General features: G+C 39.5%; 13 protein-coding genes. 1 reads left to right on the top strand and 12 read right to left on the bottom strand.

Features of this window, described 5'->3' with window-relative positions; translation table 11 throughout:
- Nucleotide 1 precedes the first annotated feature (1 nt).
- From ING2E5A_RS15015 to ING2E5A_RS06960, 9 genes are all read right to left on the bottom strand, one after another.
- Entirely contained in the window at nucleotides 2–1558 is a 1557-nt protein-coding gene (locus ING2E5A_RS15015) for an IS1634 family transposase (protein ID WP_083373236.1), read from the bottom strand.
- Nucleotides 1559–1647: 89 nt separating this feature from the next.
- Nucleotides 1648–2862, bottom strand: coding sequence for an IS4 family transposase (locus ING2E5A_RS06990; protein WP_071136798.1), 1215 nt, complete (start codon nucleotides 2860–2862; stop codon nucleotides 1648–1650).
- Nucleotides 2863–3333: 471 nt separating this feature from the next.
- On the bottom strand, nucleotides 3334–5091 hold the full coding sequence (locus ING2E5A_RS06985) for an AIPR family protein (protein WP_071136797.1): 1758 nt from the start codon (nucleotides 5089–5091) through the stop codon (nucleotides 3334–3336).
- A 127-nt stretch (nucleotides 5092–5218) separates the two neighbouring features.
- Nucleotides 5219–5848 (bottom strand): hypothetical protein, encoded by a 630-nt coding sequence (locus ING2E5A_RS06980; RefSeq protein WP_071136796.1) that lies wholly within the window; start codon nucleotides 5846–5848, stop codon nucleotides 5219–5221.
- 451 nt (nucleotides 5849–6299) lie between these two features.
- Nucleotides 6300–6995, bottom strand: a complete 696-nt coding sequence (locus tag ING2E5A_RS06975; protein WP_071136795.1) for a M48 family metallopeptidase — start codon at nucleotides 6993–6995, stop codon at nucleotides 6300–6302.
- On the bottom strand, nucleotides 6995–10222 hold the full coding sequence (locus ING2E5A_RS06970; protein ID WP_071136794.1) for a type I restriction endonuclease subunit R: 3228 nt from the start codon (nucleotides 10220–10222) through the stop codon (nucleotides 6995–6997). Before ING2E5A_RS06970 ends, ING2E5A_RS06975 begins: the two co-directional genes overlap by 1 nt.
- 116 nt (nucleotides 10223–10338) lie before the next feature.
- Entirely contained in the window at nucleotides 10339–10467 is a 129-nt protein-coding gene (locus ING2E5A_RS15830) for a hypothetical protein (RefSeq protein WP_256469212.1), read from the bottom strand.
- A 59-nt stretch (nucleotides 10468–10526) separates the two neighbouring features.
- Nucleotides 10527–10766, bottom strand: a complete 240-nt coding sequence (locus ING2E5A_RS06965; RefSeq protein WP_071138245.1) for a DUF2188 domain-containing protein — start codon at nucleotides 10764–10766, stop codon at nucleotides 10527–10529.
- Nucleotides 10767–10785: 19 nt separating this feature from the next.
- Nucleotides 10786–12480 carry an ATP-dependent nuclease gene (locus ING2E5A_RS06960; protein WP_071136793.1) on the bottom strand — a complete coding sequence of 565 codons (1695 nt, stop codon included), beginning with the start codon at nucleotides 12478–12480 and terminating at the stop codon, nucleotides 10786–10788.
- 59 nt (nucleotides 12481–12539) lie between these two features.
- On the opposite strand from ING2E5A_RS06960, the gene ING2E5A_RS06955 reads away from it, so the two are divergent.
- Nucleotides 12540–13868, top strand: coding sequence for an IS1380 family transposase (locus ING2E5A_RS06955; RefSeq protein WP_071136792.1), 1329 nt, complete (start codon nucleotides 12540–12542; stop codon nucleotides 13866–13868).
- A 216-nt stretch (nucleotides 13869–14084) separates the two neighbouring features.
- On the opposite strand, the gene ING2E5A_RS06950 is transcribed toward ING2E5A_RS06955, so the two are convergent.
- From ING2E5A_RS06950 to ING2E5A_RS06940, 3 genes are all read right to left on the bottom strand, one after another.
- A complete protein-coding gene (locus ING2E5A_RS06950; RefSeq protein WP_071136791.1) occupies nucleotides 14085–14606 on the bottom strand; it encodes an AAA family ATPase in 522 nt (173 codons plus the stop codon).
- Nucleotides 14607–14759: 153 nt separating this feature from the next.
- Nucleotides 14760–15611 (bottom strand): HAD family hydrolase, encoded by an 852-nt coding sequence (locus ING2E5A_RS06945; protein WP_071136790.1) that lies wholly within the window; start codon nucleotides 15609–15611, stop codon nucleotides 14760–14762.
- Nucleotides 15612–15630: 19 nt separating this feature from the next.
- Nucleotides 15631–16863, bottom strand: a complete 1233-nt coding sequence (locus ING2E5A_RS06940) for a restriction endonuclease subunit S (protein WP_083373234.1) — start codon at nucleotides 16861–16863, stop codon at nucleotides 15631–15633.
- Nucleotides 16864–16865: the final 2 nt, after the last annotated feature.

Raw genomic sequence — 16865 nt, 5'->3', positions numbered from 1 at the left:
GTCATTGCGTCACCCAAAAATCTTCATCAAAGAGTTTGGCGATTTTCTGATGCCTTGCCATCAACATTGTCTGAGTGTATACATCCTTGTTCAGAGGTAGCTTAATTTGTATGGTTGTGATGGTCTTAGCCAATGCAAGCACCTTGTCTACGCTCATTTTAATCTCTGAGACTTTCAGCATGCGCTCCAATTCCTTGTATACTTTCAAAGCCACAAAGCAGATGCATATATGAGCCTCGATGCGTTTGCGTGTAAAATGAAACATAGGACGTATCTCTATCTTTGATTTGGCTATACGGAAGGCCCGTTCTACATGCCAAAGGTTGTGGTATGCAGCATAAACGTCTTGTATTGGTATATCCGTATTGGTGAGATATCCCTTTAGACCATCCCATTTGGAGTCGTCGGCAACACGGTCATAGTTGATGGCTACCTTCACTTCACCATCCATGGATAAAAACTTATTGTAACCTCTTTTGTTGATGTTACCTTTAGTGAGCGCACCATGCTTATATGCCTTTTCCAATCTGCGTATTCCCTTCTCTCGGTTATAGGCATCTTTCTTTGCACGGTCATCTGTATAGCCGACCAAGAGCCGACGGCCACCTCCTTTGTCATATTCAACCATCTGGCAGTCGCGCTTTGGCTGTTCCAATATCCAGTTCTTGACTTCCTGACTTTCATTCTTTATCTTCGCACCTATTATATACTTGTAGCCATGAGCCTCAAGTTCCGCTATATTTGCATTGTTCATCAGACCAGAGTCGGCTACCACAACGAAGTTTTCCAAACCGTATTTGCTTACAAACTCGTTTATCGTCGGCAGCATCGTGTGGCCTTCATATTTGTTGCCCTCATGGATGCAATAGGCAAGCGGATAGCCGCCAAGGCTAACAAGCAGGCCGAGTATGATCTGAGGATTACTGTGACGTCCCTCCTTTGAGAAGCCTGTCTTGCGCAAGTCGTCCTCATAATCCGCTTCAAAGTAAAGTGTGGTGACATCATAGAACAACACACCGATATTGCCACCGAACAGTTTTGCAGTATGGCGCACGCTGATGTCCTGTACGATTTCGTGCTGATGGTCGCTAAGCTTGTCAAGATAGCGATAGATTTTTGAGAGATCCACATCTTCGTCAAAGTGGTTTTTCAGATATTCCACCGTAGCAGCCTTGCTCGTTGGATATGCCAAACGGGCTTTCACTAGCTTACGGAACACTTCATCGTCAATACGATTGAAACCAATCCTATCAAAAGTGCGGTCCAATATCAAGTCGTAACCATTGAGAAGTATATTACTCACCTGTGACAATACACGACGTACTTCTTCTCGCTCACGATCACACGCTTTACGCTCCTCACCATATAAATCGAGTTGGGGATGACGCCGGGATTCTTCTTTTGAAATCCATTCTTTTGCTTCATTGACAAGATTTTCGACCTCATCTTCATTATATGCAACACCAATTGTGGCAAGTTCTTTCATCTTGCCACCGATTTTCTCAACAACAATAACTCCGATATTGCCAGAACGATGTCTTTTCTTTCTGATAAACATACATTGCCGTCCGATAAAAACCGATTTTGATTCTTCGCTACTTTTAACCGGCTTATTATCAGTCGTTTCTTTTTATAATTTTTCTATTTTCAAAAGTAAGCCCCCCTGAAAAGGGTAAGCATCTCTAAATCCTGGTCATCTCGTTGCCAATCTCGTTCCGGGTTTTCTAAAAATTTTATCAAGTGCAGGTAATTAAACAGGTGTATCCTGCAAAATGACACCAGGTTGGAGAATGCCCAAGGCCGTTTCAACCGCTTCTGTATAACCGTGAGCAAGAGGTTCACGATCAAAGCGCAATATACCTGTATTTTTATCGCGTTCTCGTTATCCCCGAGGAAGTACTTCAGGGGGAAGTTTGATTTTAACTGCTTGAATAACAGCTCTATTTGCCATCTTATTTTATACAAGGCCGCTATCATGTCGGGCCGCATCTCGAACAGGTTGGTGAGGAACTCGAACTTCCTTTTCAACACCCTGTCGTAGAACACCACCTTGCGCAACTTCAGCTTGCTCCCGCCATCATCTTCCTTCACGGTCACCTCGATGATAGTGTCTTCCAGCACGCCGCTGTGGATGCATTCATCGATGTAAAGTTCTTGCTCCACCTTGTAAACGGCGTTCTCCTTGATGCGGGTAACGAATCCGGCTCCCTTTTCACAAAACAGCTTGAAGGCTTTATAATCGTTGTATCCCTTGTCGAAGACGTAAATAGTGTTGTCATCCGGTTCCAGTTTCCTCAACAGCAGGTGATCGTTCGTGGCAGCGGATGAGAACCATATCATCTTGGGAACGGGCTCGTCGACATTGATAACGGTGTGCACCTTGATCCCCCCTTTGCGTTTACCGTTCGAGGGTGTTCTGCCGACGCACTTCAAGATGTCCTGGAACAAACTGATAACCGTGCTGTCGAAGATCTCGACCTGCTTGTTCAACACATCTTTAAAGCGGGTGTCCGAGATCACGTGTTGGTACTCGCGAAGCAGGTCGTGGTACACGCCCGAGAAGAAATCAACGCTCCTGCGCTTGTTGGCGTCCGACAAGGTGCTCCGGTAGGGTATGTGGCCGAGCTGGAAATGCCTGGTCTTGCCTGAAAGACCGAGCATTGCACCCGCCACCTCGCGCAGGGAGGAGCATTTGGCGAAGACGCAATACAACATGCTTATAAGGTGATCCTTAGCCGTGAAACGTTTCACGTAATGATCGGCCTTGTACCGTTTGCTGTTTCGGGCGATAATCCTTGTATCTACCATAGATATGAGCTGTCCGAATACCGATTGTCCAAAAAAATAAGTACTTTTGTTCATTGTAGACTTGTTTTGTGATGAATACAAAGCTACAATTATTAGTACGACGGGCAAAACTCAAATTTGCCCGCGTACTTTTTCTAAAAAGTTTTTATCGGACAACAGTGTTTCAATATGTACATTATTGTAAATATATTCTTAGTCAATAAAAGTAATCACATTTTTCCGGCGAAACTGCGTTTTTCAGTAATTTGAAAAAACGGGGTTTTCAGAGCGGACTCAGTTCTCAAAGTATAATTTACCAAAATACATATTTCTGTCGGTGCGTTTGCAAAAAAGTGGATCTTTTGGCTTTGCGAAAGGTCGGCTTGTGTGTCGGCTTACGGTTTCGGGCTTTGCGTTCGGGCGGGTTTCGGAGCACAAAACTGTCAACCAGCACTGAACTTAAATAGAAGCACAAAGCTCCAAGTTTGCACGTCACCCCGCCTGACGCAAAACCCGTGTTGGCGGTTCGTGCTTCTTCTTTGTATGTTAGTCTGCTGCCCATCTATATTCAAAATCTTCTGGATTTAATTCAAGAGTTGTTGTCAGTCGGTTTTTTATTTCTTGTCCACCCGGCATAAGAGGAAGCATACTGAAATAGTTTCTTATCGCACCATTTATACCTGCTAAACAACTTTTTGCCTTAATCCAATTGTGAGGGCTGAAAACTCTGTTTTGGGGTTGCGGTTCATTGGCTGCTGCTTCAAGTGCCATATTTAGACTCACACCAGCAATTTTAATTATTTCTCCAATCATGCCTGCTTCTTTTGCTTTTTCGTAGCACTTAATTGGAAATGGAACTCTTTCAGCTTGGTTATTTGATATTGAAAAGCACATTGATACCGCATATAAATGGTGATAGGGTGCATATGCTTTCATTGCTAAAAGAGTTTCATTAAGTCCAAGTGGATTTTCTTTTCCCCATGTTTTCAGTATTTCTTGATAGAAGAAATTAAGCGCCTGAGCATTTTCAGGTTTGTATTCTCTTTTAAAAAGCTGCTCAAAGTATTTGTCAAATATTTTTGTTTCACTGTATGAAATATTTGGTCTTTGTGAATGCCAAGCGATTAAGAACTTACCCAAGTCTGAAAAGTCAAGAACATAAGATTTGTCTTTGTCGGCTGGTGGAACTTCACCACGTTTAGTAATAAAGTAACCTTGTGGATATTTCTGCTCAAATTGTTTTTTGATATTTAAAACACGCTTGTCATTACTTCTTAAATCTCTTGGTTTTACAGCGCTTTGAGAGTTTGTGTTAATGCTTATTCTATCGGCTCTGTCTCGCTGCGGAATTTCATAGAAACGGAAAAGAACGTAAGTGTCTTCAAGTGTTTTGACTTTTTCACTGCAACTCAAAATCGTGTTTAAAGATTGACAACCGTTTACAACACTAAGTCCGTGTAGTTTCAATTGATTATCTTTCTTTTCCATTCTGTTACATATGGCAGTAATACCATTATGGAAAAAGAAAAAGTCTTTGTGTTTGTCACTATAAATGGTTTGCCTAATACCCTTATTTACTGTGTTGCTTAGTCCTAAACTCTGCCTAACGTTTTTTTGAAAGAGAGTTCCATCTTTTATACCTGGTATCTTTATGCACTCTTTTAACGGTAGTGCGCCAATAGCAACTTTTGTGTTTGCTAATGTTTCATACATAAAGTGTCCTGCCGAAAGGTCTATTACATGGTTTATAGAAGGATTTTCCTTTTCAAGTGCAAGGTCATAACGTCTTTTAATTTCGTCACTGTCTATGACGGAAATAGAACAGATTAAATCGTCTTTCTCAGATAAGTCCGCAAGCTGTTGTTGAAAGGTCGCTAGGTCATTTTTAGCTGCTGCCGTTAAATCCCCTGTGGTTATTAATTCAAAGGCAATTTCATAGTCGTCTTCTAATGCTCTTGCAACGTCTGATAATTTTCTTTTCAGTTTGTTGTTACCAACTTCTTGAAGTCTAACAAGGTCACGTAGTTGTATCCATGAGGATAATACTTCTCTCAAAGGTTCAGCGTCAACCACTGTCCCACCAATGAACTTTCCTTGAAGAATGAAAATTGTGTTTTTATCATCATCAATTACTATCGCATCTATTTGTTTGTCGTCTGCACCATCTGTAATGTCGTCTCTGGTTTCTACCATGTCTCGCAGGTGAACATTACGCAAATACCAAGCAATAAATCTTTGTCCGTTGTTGGGGAAATTGTCCTGATAGTAGGGTGTTTTTATTTCTTCGTTAATCTGTTCAAACATATATTATGTCGTTGTTAATTGTTTACTGTGTCGTTTTTTAGCATGACCGCCAACGTTCCGCGTGTATGTGCCGTTGCGAAGCAATGGCATGTACACGCTGTTGTAAGATGTTTTGGGGTCGTCTTTCTTAATCATTTCCCCAAATCCTCAGAGCTTTTGAAAATTCCATCTCAAATTCAGTGTTGGGATATTTTTCGCTTAACCAATTGGAAAACCATTTGAAATCTATGCATCTTTCATCTTCATTATGCGTTTTAGGCTGGAAGTAAATTATTTCAATCTTCTTTTCTATTCCAATGAATTTTCCATTCAAATCAATCTTCTGAAATTCATTCAATTTCTTGATTAAATGTTCGTACTTCCTTTTATAGGAACTAGCTTGATAAATTTTGAAAATTCCTTCAATTACTTTTTTAATTCCAACTTGTTGGGCTTCGCGTAAGTAATCATCTTGTTTTATTCTTCTGGAACCAGAGTCAGTTTTAAACTCAATCAAATAGTCTTTTGAGTTTTCATCAACCGCATAGAAATCAACTTTATAGGATCGATCAGCATAATTCGTAGATTCGTGCTGAGGCTTAACTGTGGCTAAACGAATTGGGAGCTCCGGAATTATTCCAATTATTTCTACTCCTAAGAAATCTGTAAGAGCATCCTTTAAATAAAACCCAACCAAACTATCAATTCTTGGTTCAGCTTTGTAGGCTGGCAATTTCTTCCAGTCTTTCATCATTTCAAAGTATTCATTCCAATTCATATCTTGCCTTTATCATTCTTGTATTATCGACCCCAAAATGTCTTACAACGGTTTGCGTGTATGTGCAGTAGCGGATTAGAAGTACTTTCCTTTCCGTTTAGCACAAAGTTTTTTAAAAGCACAGACCTTCGATTTACCACTTCACCCGCTATTGCCACATACACGCTGTTACAAGCTGGCCTTCTGTCCTCCGTCATTGTCAAGCCTTGTCCAGTATGGGTTTTCGCTGTTTCTGTCCAACTGTTTTTGTGTCGGTTGTGGGTGGCGAAAAAATAAAACACCGAAGGGAGGGAAGAAAAAAATGAATTTACTCGCATATTGCTGGTTTTCATAGGTGCTCGTGATTGCTTCGCAATTCTTTTGGGGTTGGCGAAAAGCACACTCTTTTGCAAGATTTGGTCTGTGCTTGGTCTTGCGCGGCTTGCAAATGTGTGTGCTTTTGCGTGTAGGCTCATGCTAATAGTTTTTCTAATTTCATTTTCCACTTTTCCCAGTCTTTCATTTCCTTTGTCTGTAAATCTATAAATTTCTGTGTATGGCCATGATGAATTAAATGACAAAGTTCGTGTATGATTACATATTCGATGCAGCCTTTTGGTGCTTTAATCAATTCAGGATTTAAGATGATTTTTCCTTTCGGAGTGCAGCTTCCCCAACGTGTAGGCATGTCACGCAACACAATTGAACTTGGTTCTACTTTATGCTTCTTGAATTTTTCAATAAGTGGTGTTGCGATGGCATGAAACTTTGCCCTTGCATGTTGCAAGTACCAGTCATGCAATAAATCTTTAGCTCTTGATTTTTCGCTTGCTGTAACTAAAATGAATTTCCCTTTTAGTTTTACTGATTCTTCTTTACCAATTTGAATTTGTAAACGGTACTGTCTGCCTAAATATAGATGGGTTTCTCCGCTAATGTATTTTCGGCTTGGTGTCTTTGGCTGAAAGGAAAGAAAGAAGCTTTGCTGCTTAATTATCCAAGGTGCTTTTTTTCTAATTTTCTCTTTCACTTTTTCTAAGCTTGTATCAGCTGGAGCTTTTACTAACACTTCCATTTCGGGCGTTACAGTAATGCCAAGTGATTTTCTGTCTGAATACTCCAAACGAAAATCTATTGTTCTACTTCCATATTGTATAGCTGCTGTCATTACTTGTAACGGATTTTAGCCACTTCAATACAATCTTCGGCAATCTTGTCCATGTCTTTAAATGACAAGTCCACATTGTATTTGTCCCGTACTTCATCAATTAAATAATCGCCAATTTCAATGATCAACTTTCCGGTGATATTCGTTTTGTATTGCCAGTCAACAATCGGTTTGCCATTTTCCAATACTGAAGCTTGAATCAGGTCGTCAATTTGTAAAGCTGCTTGCGTTGCGATTTCTTTACATACCGCATCATCTTGAATCTTTTCAGATAGTGCCTCAAATGTCAATCCATAAAAGGCTTTGGCCACATCTCTCTCATTCAATTGTTCAGGAATATCATTGTCGGTATGAGCCAAAACATTGTTCATGATGTCTTGAACTCTGCTCAGGTATTGTGCTTCGCTGATGCGTTTGGCTTCATAGTCAGCAATGGTTTCTTTCAGCATTTGCGAAAACTTCTTGTAAAAAGCAGGGTCTTCATCCATTTTCTCGGTGATGTGCTTGGCTGTTCTGCTGGCAATCTTGTCCGCTTTTGCTGCTTTTCCGGTTGTGTTTTCTACTTCCTGCTGAAATTTATCCTTGTCAAATATGTTTACCAGTTCTGTGATGGTTTCAATTTTCTCTGTGGTAATGTGTGTGTCAATCAGTTTTTGAATTTGACCTTCATATTGTTTGTAGTCAATTTCATCACTGTATCTTTCCACTACTGCCAAACGTAGTTTCAAGAACATGGTCAAATCTTCTTTGTAACGGTTGATGGTTTTTTCCTCAACGTCTTTGTGAAATTGAATAGAAGACAAAGCAAGCTTTAAACTCTTGGCAAAGGCAGCCAATTTATCGTAAAATAAAACTCGTATTGCTTCATCTTTTAATAATTGCTGATATGCTTCTGCATCCCGTTTGTTGGCTATCGTTTTGAAAATATCCCAAAGGTCTGAATGCTTTTGCGGTAGTTTTTTAATTTCTTCCGAAATATTGGTAAGTGTTCCTACCAAATCCTCTTCATCAAAATCTTCAAATGAAGAGTACATCTGCAAAGCATCATCCAAATTTTCAATCACACCATAATAGTCAATGATGTAACCGAAATCTTTATCCGGATAAATCCGATTAACCCTGGCAATAGCCTGCAGGAGTTTGTGACCCAGTAAATTGCGTGTGAGGTACAGAACGGTGTTTTTGGGCTCATCAAATCCCGTTAGCAACTTATCCACCACGATGATAATCTCGGGGTCCTTTTGGTTCTTGAAACGATTGATGATATTCTTTTCATAACTCCGGGCATTACCATGTTCGTCCATCATTCGTTTCCAAAACTGATTTACCTTTTCCGATGATTTTTCATACGCACTTTCTTCTCCTTCTCGTTCGTCAATAGGTGAAATCAATACCTCGCTTGTTACAATACCGATTTCATCGAGGTACTCTTTATATTTTATCGCATTTATTTTTTTATCACAAACCAACTGACCTTTAAAAGGAGTTTTGCCTTGCCAGTTGTTCCGGAAATGATAGCTGATGTCCCAGGCAATCATCCGCATCTTTTGTTCGGCTGAATTCAGGTGATCATAACGAGCAAATTTCTTTTTAATGTCCGCTTTTTGATATTCCGTCAGGGGCTCAGAAACCATTTCGAAGAATGTATCTATGGGACTTGCGTTTACTTCCTGTATGGCCAGGCGTCCTTCATAAAGTAGCGGTACAACTGCCTGGTCACTAACAGCCTGTTCCACTGTGTAAGCATCAATGATTCCCCCAAATTTGGCAGCCGTGCTTTTATCTTTTTTGAAAAGCGGAGTTCCGGTCATCGCAATGTAGCATGCATTGGGCAAGGTTTTCTGCATGTCAAGGTTAAAGATGCCGTACTGACTCCGGTGCCCCTCATCTACCAATACAAAGATGTCATGGCTTTCGAGTGGCTTTTTAATTTTCTTGACAGCTGCATTAAACTTATTGATGATGGTGGTAACAACCGCATCGCTTTTACTTTCCAGTAGTTCCACCAATCGCTGTCCTGTGGTAGCATTATCTACGAACTTGCCACACTTTCTAAAAGTTTTGGTAATCTGATCATCCAAATCGGTTCTGTCGGTTACCAGAACAATTTTTGGATTGCGGATGCTGGGCTCCATGGCAATAGCCTGTGCCAGCATCACCATGGTTAATGATTTACCGCTCCCCTGGGTGTGCCAGATTACGCCGCCCTTTCTCTTGCCATTTTCTATTTGCCTGATGCGATGCATGGATTTTTTGATGGCAAAAAACTGTTGATAGCGGGCAATTTTTTTCTCCCCATTGTCAAACAAAATGAAATTGAAAACCAGATCCATTAATCGTTCGGGGCGGCACAATCCAAAGAGGTATTTGTCTTGCTCTGTGGGAAGAATTTCTTCCTGCTCCAAAGCATCAAAATATTGCCGAACGTATTTGAACCGGTCAGAAAACAAATGTTCCTTTATAGAAATCGGAAGTGGTTTGTTTTTGAGTATCTTCAACTTTTCATTGTACTCTTTTAACTTTTCACTTTCTTCAAATTTCTCTTGCCATTTCGCCCAGAATTTTTCGGGTGTTGCATTGGTAGCGTAGGCAGCATCCTGTGTGGCAATGCTTAAGATCAGTTGCGCATATACATATAAGCTTCTAATCCCATCTTCCTGTTGGCTACGTAAATGCTGACTAATCGCCTGCTTGAGCGGTTCTCTCATATCCGGACGCTTGCACTCAATGATGCAAAACGGAATACCGTTCACAAACAACACCAGATCCGGTCGGTAATGGTCTTTGCTGGTGCTGCGCATGACGCTGAACTCTTCGGTAACATGAAAAACATTGTTGTGGATGTTTTTCCAGTCGATATATAGGAGTGTAAAACTCTTTTTGTCCCCGTCAATGCTCTGCTCCAGGGGCTGGCCTAAAGTGAGCAAGTTGTAGGCCTTTTCACAGGCAGCTATATACCCTTCATTCATGGGCAGATTTTTCAGCGCTAGGATGCCCCGTTCAATATTTTCATCGGTGAACAGGCTCGTCTTGGTAGCGCTAAGCCGAATGCTGTTGATTTCTTTCAGCTGTTTGCGTAGCACATCTTCCAGCAGCACGTTGGTTGTTTTGCCACCTCTGAGCCGCTCGGCCTCAGCCGGGCTGAGATAGGTATAGCCCAGGTTTACCAGCATTTGCAATGCCGGAATCTGACTGATATGGTCTTCTTTAAAACTGGGTGTGTCCATTTTATTCAGTGATAAGTGATAAGTTAAAATGATATGTATAGAAATGAGCGATTTTCTTTACATGTTACATTTGTCATATATCGGTTTTGAACTTTTTTTTACACATGACGCCATAATTATATCGGAATGCTCAGGGCAGCACCTTTCATCTCGGCCAATGCACTGCGAGCAGCAGCCGTTTTTTTTAGAATGGCCTTGGTTTCTAAATCGAAATCCAACGGAAGTTGTGGTATTTGATATGCCATGATTCAATCTTTGTTTTGCACAATAAAGCAATCACCTATATCATGCAGATTTTACTTTATTATCTTTTTTTATCCTTTGGCGGATTAGGGTCTTTCCCATAACTGTTTGGGTTCTGAATCTTTCCGTCTTTTCCATGTGGTATCAATTCAGATTTTTCCTGTTTTGCTTTTTCACGGCTCCAATCCATTGCTTCCTTTTTGGTGTCAAAATGCTTGGAAGCTCTTTCTGCATTTTCTCTTTTTGAATCCCAACCACCTTTTTCGGAGTTTGGAACTACATGTCTTTCTTTACGTGGCATATATATTGAGTTTTTGGTTTCATGAAGTAACCTTTTCAATAAGTTTGAGCCATCTTTCTTTAACATCATCTCCACATCGGGTAACAATTCTCTCAAAATTTCTCTGAAATTCTTTTGCCAAATCTACCTTCCAACCTTCAGTGAGTGTATAACCATTATTTTTTGCAAACGCCTCCATCTGATTAACGATCGGTGCATTTTTATCATACAAATAGTCAAATTCATCTTCACTATTTACCCTGCGATATTGCTTGGCAAATATCCTTGCTAATTCATCTAATGGCATTAAGTCCTCTATTTCAAATTCTCCCTCTCCGATAAATTCCGAAACAGGAATCACTTTTTCTTTTTCCTCTGCATATAAGCCGTTATGCAATTGTTTGATCTTATCTTTACCAGGTTTATCGGAATCCATAATGACATAAGGCAAATTGTCTTCTCTACCTAACAGAATTTTAACGACTGGTGACATCCCTTTTACTCCTCCTGTAGGGATAAATACAACTTCTTTATCATTTTTATATTTTCCTTCTGCCAATACATATTTTTTGATTTGCTGAAGATATATTTGATCTGAAACCCCTTCCACTAAAACAGGCTGACAACCAATGAGTAAAGTGTCAGACACAGTAATTCCAATTGCAGCATGTATCGGATATATAGATTTTTCCGAAATTTTCTTGTTGGCTCTTAAATCGCTTGACACAACAGATTCCCCATTGTCCCCAATATACATAGCGTGAACGCCACTCAAATTATTGGTACTTACTAAAAACGGTGAGTGTGTTGTATAAATCAGTTGGTTTTCATTCGCCAATGAATTGAAAAAAGCTATTAAATCCATCTGAGCAACTGGGTGTAACGAAATACCAGGTTCATCCAATAACAATATACAGTTGGAATGAGAATCTTTACTTTCTACCAAAAAGACCAAAAAGAAGCTAAAGAACCATTGTAAACCTTTGCTTCTTCCTTCCAACTCAATTCTTTCAGGTCGTTTATCATCGCTTACCCATATTCTAAAATGATTTCCATCGGCCTGAAAATCAAAAATGTATTTTCCTTGCTTCCACCATGAAGCAAAATCTTGGGTTAGAGTTGTGGATGCAGACTGCAAAAGAATTCCTCTTTCTTTTTTATTTCTGCTCTCTTCTTCAATATCTTTATCTTTTGCCTCCTCAATGTGTTCTCCTGTCTTGGTTTTTCGTCCGTAGTGATCTGTTGTATGTTCAATAACTCTAATTGGCAAAGCTTCTTTTCCTAGTTCTAATATTTGTTCGGGAGATAGCTTTACGAACTCAAATAGCACTTTTAAACTTCTCGCTTTAGCTCTTTCTTTTTCTCCTAAATCTGTTCGGTTAAAATTATCAATTACATGTGGTAAATAAATTTCAGAATCCAGATTACCATAGTCAGAATAATAAACAAATGTGGGAAGATTGTCTTTTATGATATCAATACATTCTGTGGTAATTTTAATTCCGTTATCATCAAACGCCTTTATTACCTTTTTTACTTCTTTAAAGAAATTATCGGTGAAGAAAGCGTTTATGTTTACCTTCCTTTTATAGTTAGTTTCCAAAAACTGCTCAAAGGAGTTTTTAATCTGAATAATATCAGATTGTGAATAATTTTTATCTGAAACAATTTTACTTTTCTCCGATTCAATAAAACTATTAATTTTATCCCTAAAAGTCTCAAATAAAAGTTGCATATGTCAGGTAAAGTATTTATCTTTAAAGTGTTATACAAAAACAAACATTCACCCGACACATGCAAGACAAAAATAGTAAAAAAATCTCATTTACTGCCTGTTCAGTAAAGAAAAAGTTCAGTTCAGAACAATTAACATCATATTCAGGGTTAAGCGTAACCTCTGATTTTATCAACCATTGCGGTATTTATGGCAAGCTGGAACATCTTTTTCCAACCATCCGCCACAATGCAAGCCGTTTCAGCACAGCCCAAATACTCTCAAGTATCCTGTTGGCATCGTTGTGCGGTGTTCACCGTTTGAAGCGGATTGAAAACTTCACCTTTGACGCCTTGGTTGCCCGCTTGTTGAAGTTACCCAAGAACATTGACGAGGACACCATACGCCGCCATTTGACAGGTTTGGGTGAAAGGGGCGCCCGTTCGCTTCACGAGTTGTTATTGGATTTTACCGGCTTGCAAGTTTCCCGTTGCGGGTTAAAACGCGTGACGCTTGATTGCGACTCAAGCACATTTACCGTTTACGGCAACCAACAAGGGGCTGAGGTGGGTTATAACTCGCATAAGAAGGGTTCGAAAAGCTATCACCCCATCTTATGTTTTGTCACGGAGATGAAACTGCTTGTCAATTCATGGCTCCGCCCGGGTTCAGCTTACACCTCAAACGGGGTTTGTGAGTTTGTCAAAGAAACCTTGGCCGCTCTTCCCCAAAAGGTGGAGAAGGTGTTTTTCAGGGCCGACAGCGGTTTTTTCAATGGTGGATTATTTAATTTGTTAGAAGACGGTAAACATGAATATTTGGTGAAAGTAAAGCTGAAAAACCTGAAAGATTTACTTGCCGGGCAGACTTGGCAGCCGATTGGCCCACGGACGGCGACCTGTCAGTTTACACATCAATGTAGCGGTTGGAGGAATCCCCGCATGTTTTATGCCGTGCGCATCATAAAGCAAATGGTTGAAGTCGATTATTTTGGCGAAAAACAATTTGTACCCGAGTATGAGTACTTTTGCTATTGCTCGAACCTGAAAGGATTGGATGCCTTGCAGCTCCATACCCTTTATGGATCCCGATCAGAGAGTGAGAATTGGATCGAGCAAACCAAAAACTCGCTTTGTGCGGGAAAAACCATCACGCATGATTTTTGGGTAAACGATATTCTTTGGCAACTTTCGTCATTTGCCTACAGTTTATCGGTGCTCATGCGATACCGGGGCGACTTTTGGGTTTGGCGTCAAGAGCACTCTACCTTCCGAGAATGGTTTATCCGAGTGCCGGGAAAAGTGGTGAAATCCGGCAGGCAGGTCACGGTAAAAATGCCAAAGGAGTATTACCGAAAAGCGGGGTGGCGTGATTTTGAGCAGCGAATAACGACAACGATGACCGGATGACGGATTTTCACTTAATCGTCCATCGCCATCTTTCGTGTCGTAAAAGGGTTTATGACAAGGAATTGCCATGCCTTGGAAGAGTGATAATGTTAATATATATAAAAATGCCACCATAAAAAGTAAATCAACACGTTAAACGTGCAAGAAACAGTGAAGATGAAAAGAAAATAAAACGGTATCTCTCGAAAAAAAAGAGAAATTCCGCTTTGAAAACTATTAACTTGAGTTGGGAATTTTAAATGAGATTTTTAAGTTATCTAAATCTGTTTTTTCCTCTTTTGACTGCAATTCAGAATCGTTAAATTTATCAAGCAGCAACTCAAATACCCTCAATAAATCCTTACCATCAAAAGAAGATAGTTTATTCTGTGAATACTGGTATTCATAATCCCCATTGTATTTTCGGCTTACAACGATTTCCTTAACCAAACTTTGGTGCCACCCAGTTGTTTGAGACAATTTCTCAGCTACTGAACTATCAAAATCAAATTGTGCACTAATGAAGATTTCTTCGCCCTTAGTGCTACTATAATTGTGATATTTCTTTCTCGGATAGTCTATTAATGGGGCTATTGGTTCATTATTAGCAGGGTTTAACTTCCAAAGAGCAAGTAATAAATTGGTTTTCCCTGATTCGTTAGTACCTACAAGGCAGGTAACATTTTCTGCATCTATCCAACCCGAATCTTCAATTGAGCGGAAGTTTTGCACTCTGAATTTTGTAAGTTTCGCTTTCATATTTTTAGTTATTTATTATTCAACATTTTTCAACCTCAATTTCCCCGTCAACAACTACTACATCAACCTCTGTCTTATTTTTTATGTATTTCTTTGTATTAAACAATCATCCGCTGATTGGCGAAACACATAAATTCATTTGGGGGATATGGACTACTTTTTATAATTCTGTAATTCAATTTCTGCCGCAATCGAGTCTATGCAAAGCTGGATGATTTTAAAAAGTGTACTTCCTTCAGAATAGTCAGCTGGAGCAACATAATTTGCTCTGCCTTGGGAAACAAGTTCTTTTGTAATATTCTTTGCTTTCTGCCCTGCTCTTGATTTTGTGTTTGGATTGTAAACTGCTATTGATTTACCACCTTGAAAATTTATCATTTTCATAGCAGGTATATCTGTTTCTCCATCACCTATATATATCATCCGATTAAATGGCATAGGTCTTTCATCTTCGGGCATAAACTTATTTATACTCTCATTGTCCCATGCATTCATAATTCCCTTATTTATTCTAAAAAGAAACTGAGTCTTATTTGTATAATCAATGGCCAATGCCGGCCATTCAGCAACTTCATTAACATCATATTTGTACGCAGAAGCAAATACAACTTTGAATTCTTTATAGATTGTAGTTCCTTTTAGTATATCTCTTAGCCCGGATGAGATGATATAGTGCTCAATGACCAAGCCTTTCGAACGAGCATAGTCATTAATTTTCTTAAAATACTCCTCTACTCCAGTGAATAATGGCATGCCCTTTCCGTGGTCAATAAAGGCTTTTTTAGTTATCTGAATATCTTTTTCTTTGGCTCTTTTTAACATGTGGTGCATGTATGCCAAAATTTCATTCATATCATTTTCTCGAGCGATAGTTTTAACTTCTTTCCAAAATTCTCCACTATCGATCCCTAGTTTGGGTATGAATGAATGTTGTTGCATATTACCAGGGGCCAGTGTCCCATCAAAGTCATATGCAATAGCGATTCTTTGTAGCTTTCTTGCCATAATTGATATTGTTTATTACTTACACTTTGATTTCATTTTTCAACCTCAATTTCCCCGTCAACAACTGCTGCATCAACCCCTTCTTCTGCTCTTTCAACTGCTCTGCTTTGGCTTTGAGCAACTCGATTTCTTTATCGGCGGTTTGCAGGACCTCTGCAATGGCGGTTTGTTCTTCGATAGTTGGGTAAGGAATTTTTACAGTGCAAAAATCATCGTAGCTAATTTGCTTTCCATCTCTAATTCCAATCACAGCAATTGCTAAATGCCCGATAAAATCATAGCTTTTAAAATACTGTTTGTAAAATTCTTCACTAATCGGCTTCTTTGGTTTTAGAACTGTATATGCGGGACTCACTAAACCTCTGTAATATGAATATTCCAAACCGCCTTGAAATGAACGAAGGCTAATCACAAAATCCCCAACTTCAACGAGTTTAAAACCTTCTGTTCCTGTTGTTGGCATTGTAACCCTTCCTTCTAGCATTGTTCTTGGAATCATTCCCTTATCTTGTGTTGCGGAGAGTAATTCTTCATCTGCATATCCCTTTTTTGCCACACTTTTAAAAACTTCACCTGCACCTATTTTTTTCCACTCCCCACTAAACCCTTTCAATCTCATTTTACCGGTGAGGAGGTTTTGCATCAGCCATTTTTTGCGTTGTTCTTTTTGGCGGATGAGTTGTTCGGTAAGTTGGATGGCTTGGTCCCAAGTGCTGAGCACTTCGGCAATGCGCTTCTGCTCGGGAAGGGGTGGAAGGGGGATTTTGAGTTTTTTTACATCAGATGAGTTGATAGCAGGATAATTAGAGCCAACAAGTAGTTGATAAAACTGCTTTTGTATTGAATTTCCAAACAAGAACTGAAACAAATATTCATTGTAGATATTTTTACATGATATAACAGCAAAACCTGTAGATGCTATTAAATCTTTTACTTCATCCCTAATAATTGAAAATCCTTGTAGGTTGGGACGTACAGTAGATAGTAAAATATCATCTTTTCGCACAATCCTTCTTGCTCTGGAAGGTGCGGTTTCAAATATTTGTTTGGTTGTTTGAATATTAAAGTCTTCAGAATCTACATCTGATAATGATATGTAGTCAAATTTATAATCTTTAGGAGTATTACTACTTAAACTTTCTTTGTCAATATCGGCAACCTCCCCCAATTTCTTCACCTCCCAATCGGCAGGGATTTTTCCGATGGGTGTGTCTTTGTAGGCAGTTTGTGTATGTGGTGTTGTGGTGCTCATGG

Origin of the sequence: Petrimonas mucosa (assembly GCF_900095795.1) — a bacterium.
Classification (GTDB): domain Bacteria; phylum Bacteroidota; class Bacteroidia; order Bacteroidales; family Dysgonomonadaceae; genus Petrimonas; species Petrimonas mucosa.
Note: the sequence above shows the minus strand (reverse complement) of the source record. Positions and strands in the feature narration are given on the sequence as shown.

What these genes read in the sequence shown, in the direction of transcription:
- ING2E5A_RS15015 (WP_083373236.1), bottom strand. Translation starts at nt 1,558, where the DNA reads ATGTTTATCAGAAAGAAAAGACATCGTTCTGGCAATATCGGAGTTATT.
- ING2E5A_RS06990 (WP_071136798.1), bottom strand. Translation starts at nt 2,862, where the DNA reads ATGAACAAAAGTACTTATTTTTTTGGACAATCGGTATTCGGACAGCTC.
- ING2E5A_RS06985 (WP_071136797.1), bottom strand. Translation starts at nt 5,091, where the DNA reads ATGTTTGAACAGATTAACGAAGAAATAAAAACACCCTACTATCAGGAC.
- ING2E5A_RS06980 (WP_071136796.1), bottom strand. Translation starts at nt 5,848, where the DNA reads ATGAATTGGAATGAATACTTTGAAATGATGAAAGACTGGAAGAAATTG.
- ING2E5A_RS06975 (WP_071136795.1), bottom strand. Translation starts at nt 6,995, where the DNA reads ATGACAGCAGCTATACAATATGGAAGTAGAACAATAGATTTTCGTTTG.
- ING2E5A_RS06970 (WP_071136794.1), bottom strand. Translation starts at nt 10,222, where the DNA reads ATGGACACACCCAGTTTTAAAGAAGACCATATCAGTCAGATTCCGGCA.
- ING2E5A_RS15830 (WP_256469212.1), bottom strand. Translation starts at nt 10,467, where the DNA reads ATGGCATATCAAATACCACAACTTCCGTTGGATTTCGATTTAGAAACC.
- ING2E5A_RS06965 (WP_071138245.1), bottom strand. Translation starts at nt 10,766, where the DNA reads ATGCCACGTAAAGAAAGACATGTAGTTCCAAACTCCGAAAAAGGTGGT.
- ING2E5A_RS06960 (WP_071136793.1), bottom strand. Translation starts at nt 12,480, where the DNA reads ATGCAACTTTTATTTGAGACTTTTAGGGATAAAATTAATAGTTTTATT.
- ING2E5A_RS06955 (WP_071136792.1), top strand. Translation starts at nt 12,540, where the DNA reads ATGCAAGACAAAAATAGTAAAAAAATCTCATTTACTGCCTGTTCAGTA.
- ING2E5A_RS06950 (WP_071136791.1), bottom strand. Translation starts at nt 14,606, where the DNA reads ATGAAAGCGAAACTTACAAAATTCAGAGTGCAAAACTTCCGCTCAATT.
- ING2E5A_RS06945 (WP_071136790.1), bottom strand. Translation starts at nt 15,611, where the DNA reads ATGGCAAGAAAGCTACAAAGAATCGCTATTGCATATGACTTTGATGGG.
- ING2E5A_RS06940 (WP_083373234.1), bottom strand. Translation starts at nt 16,863, where the DNA reads ATGAGCACCACAACACCACATACACAAACTGCCTACAAAGACACACCC.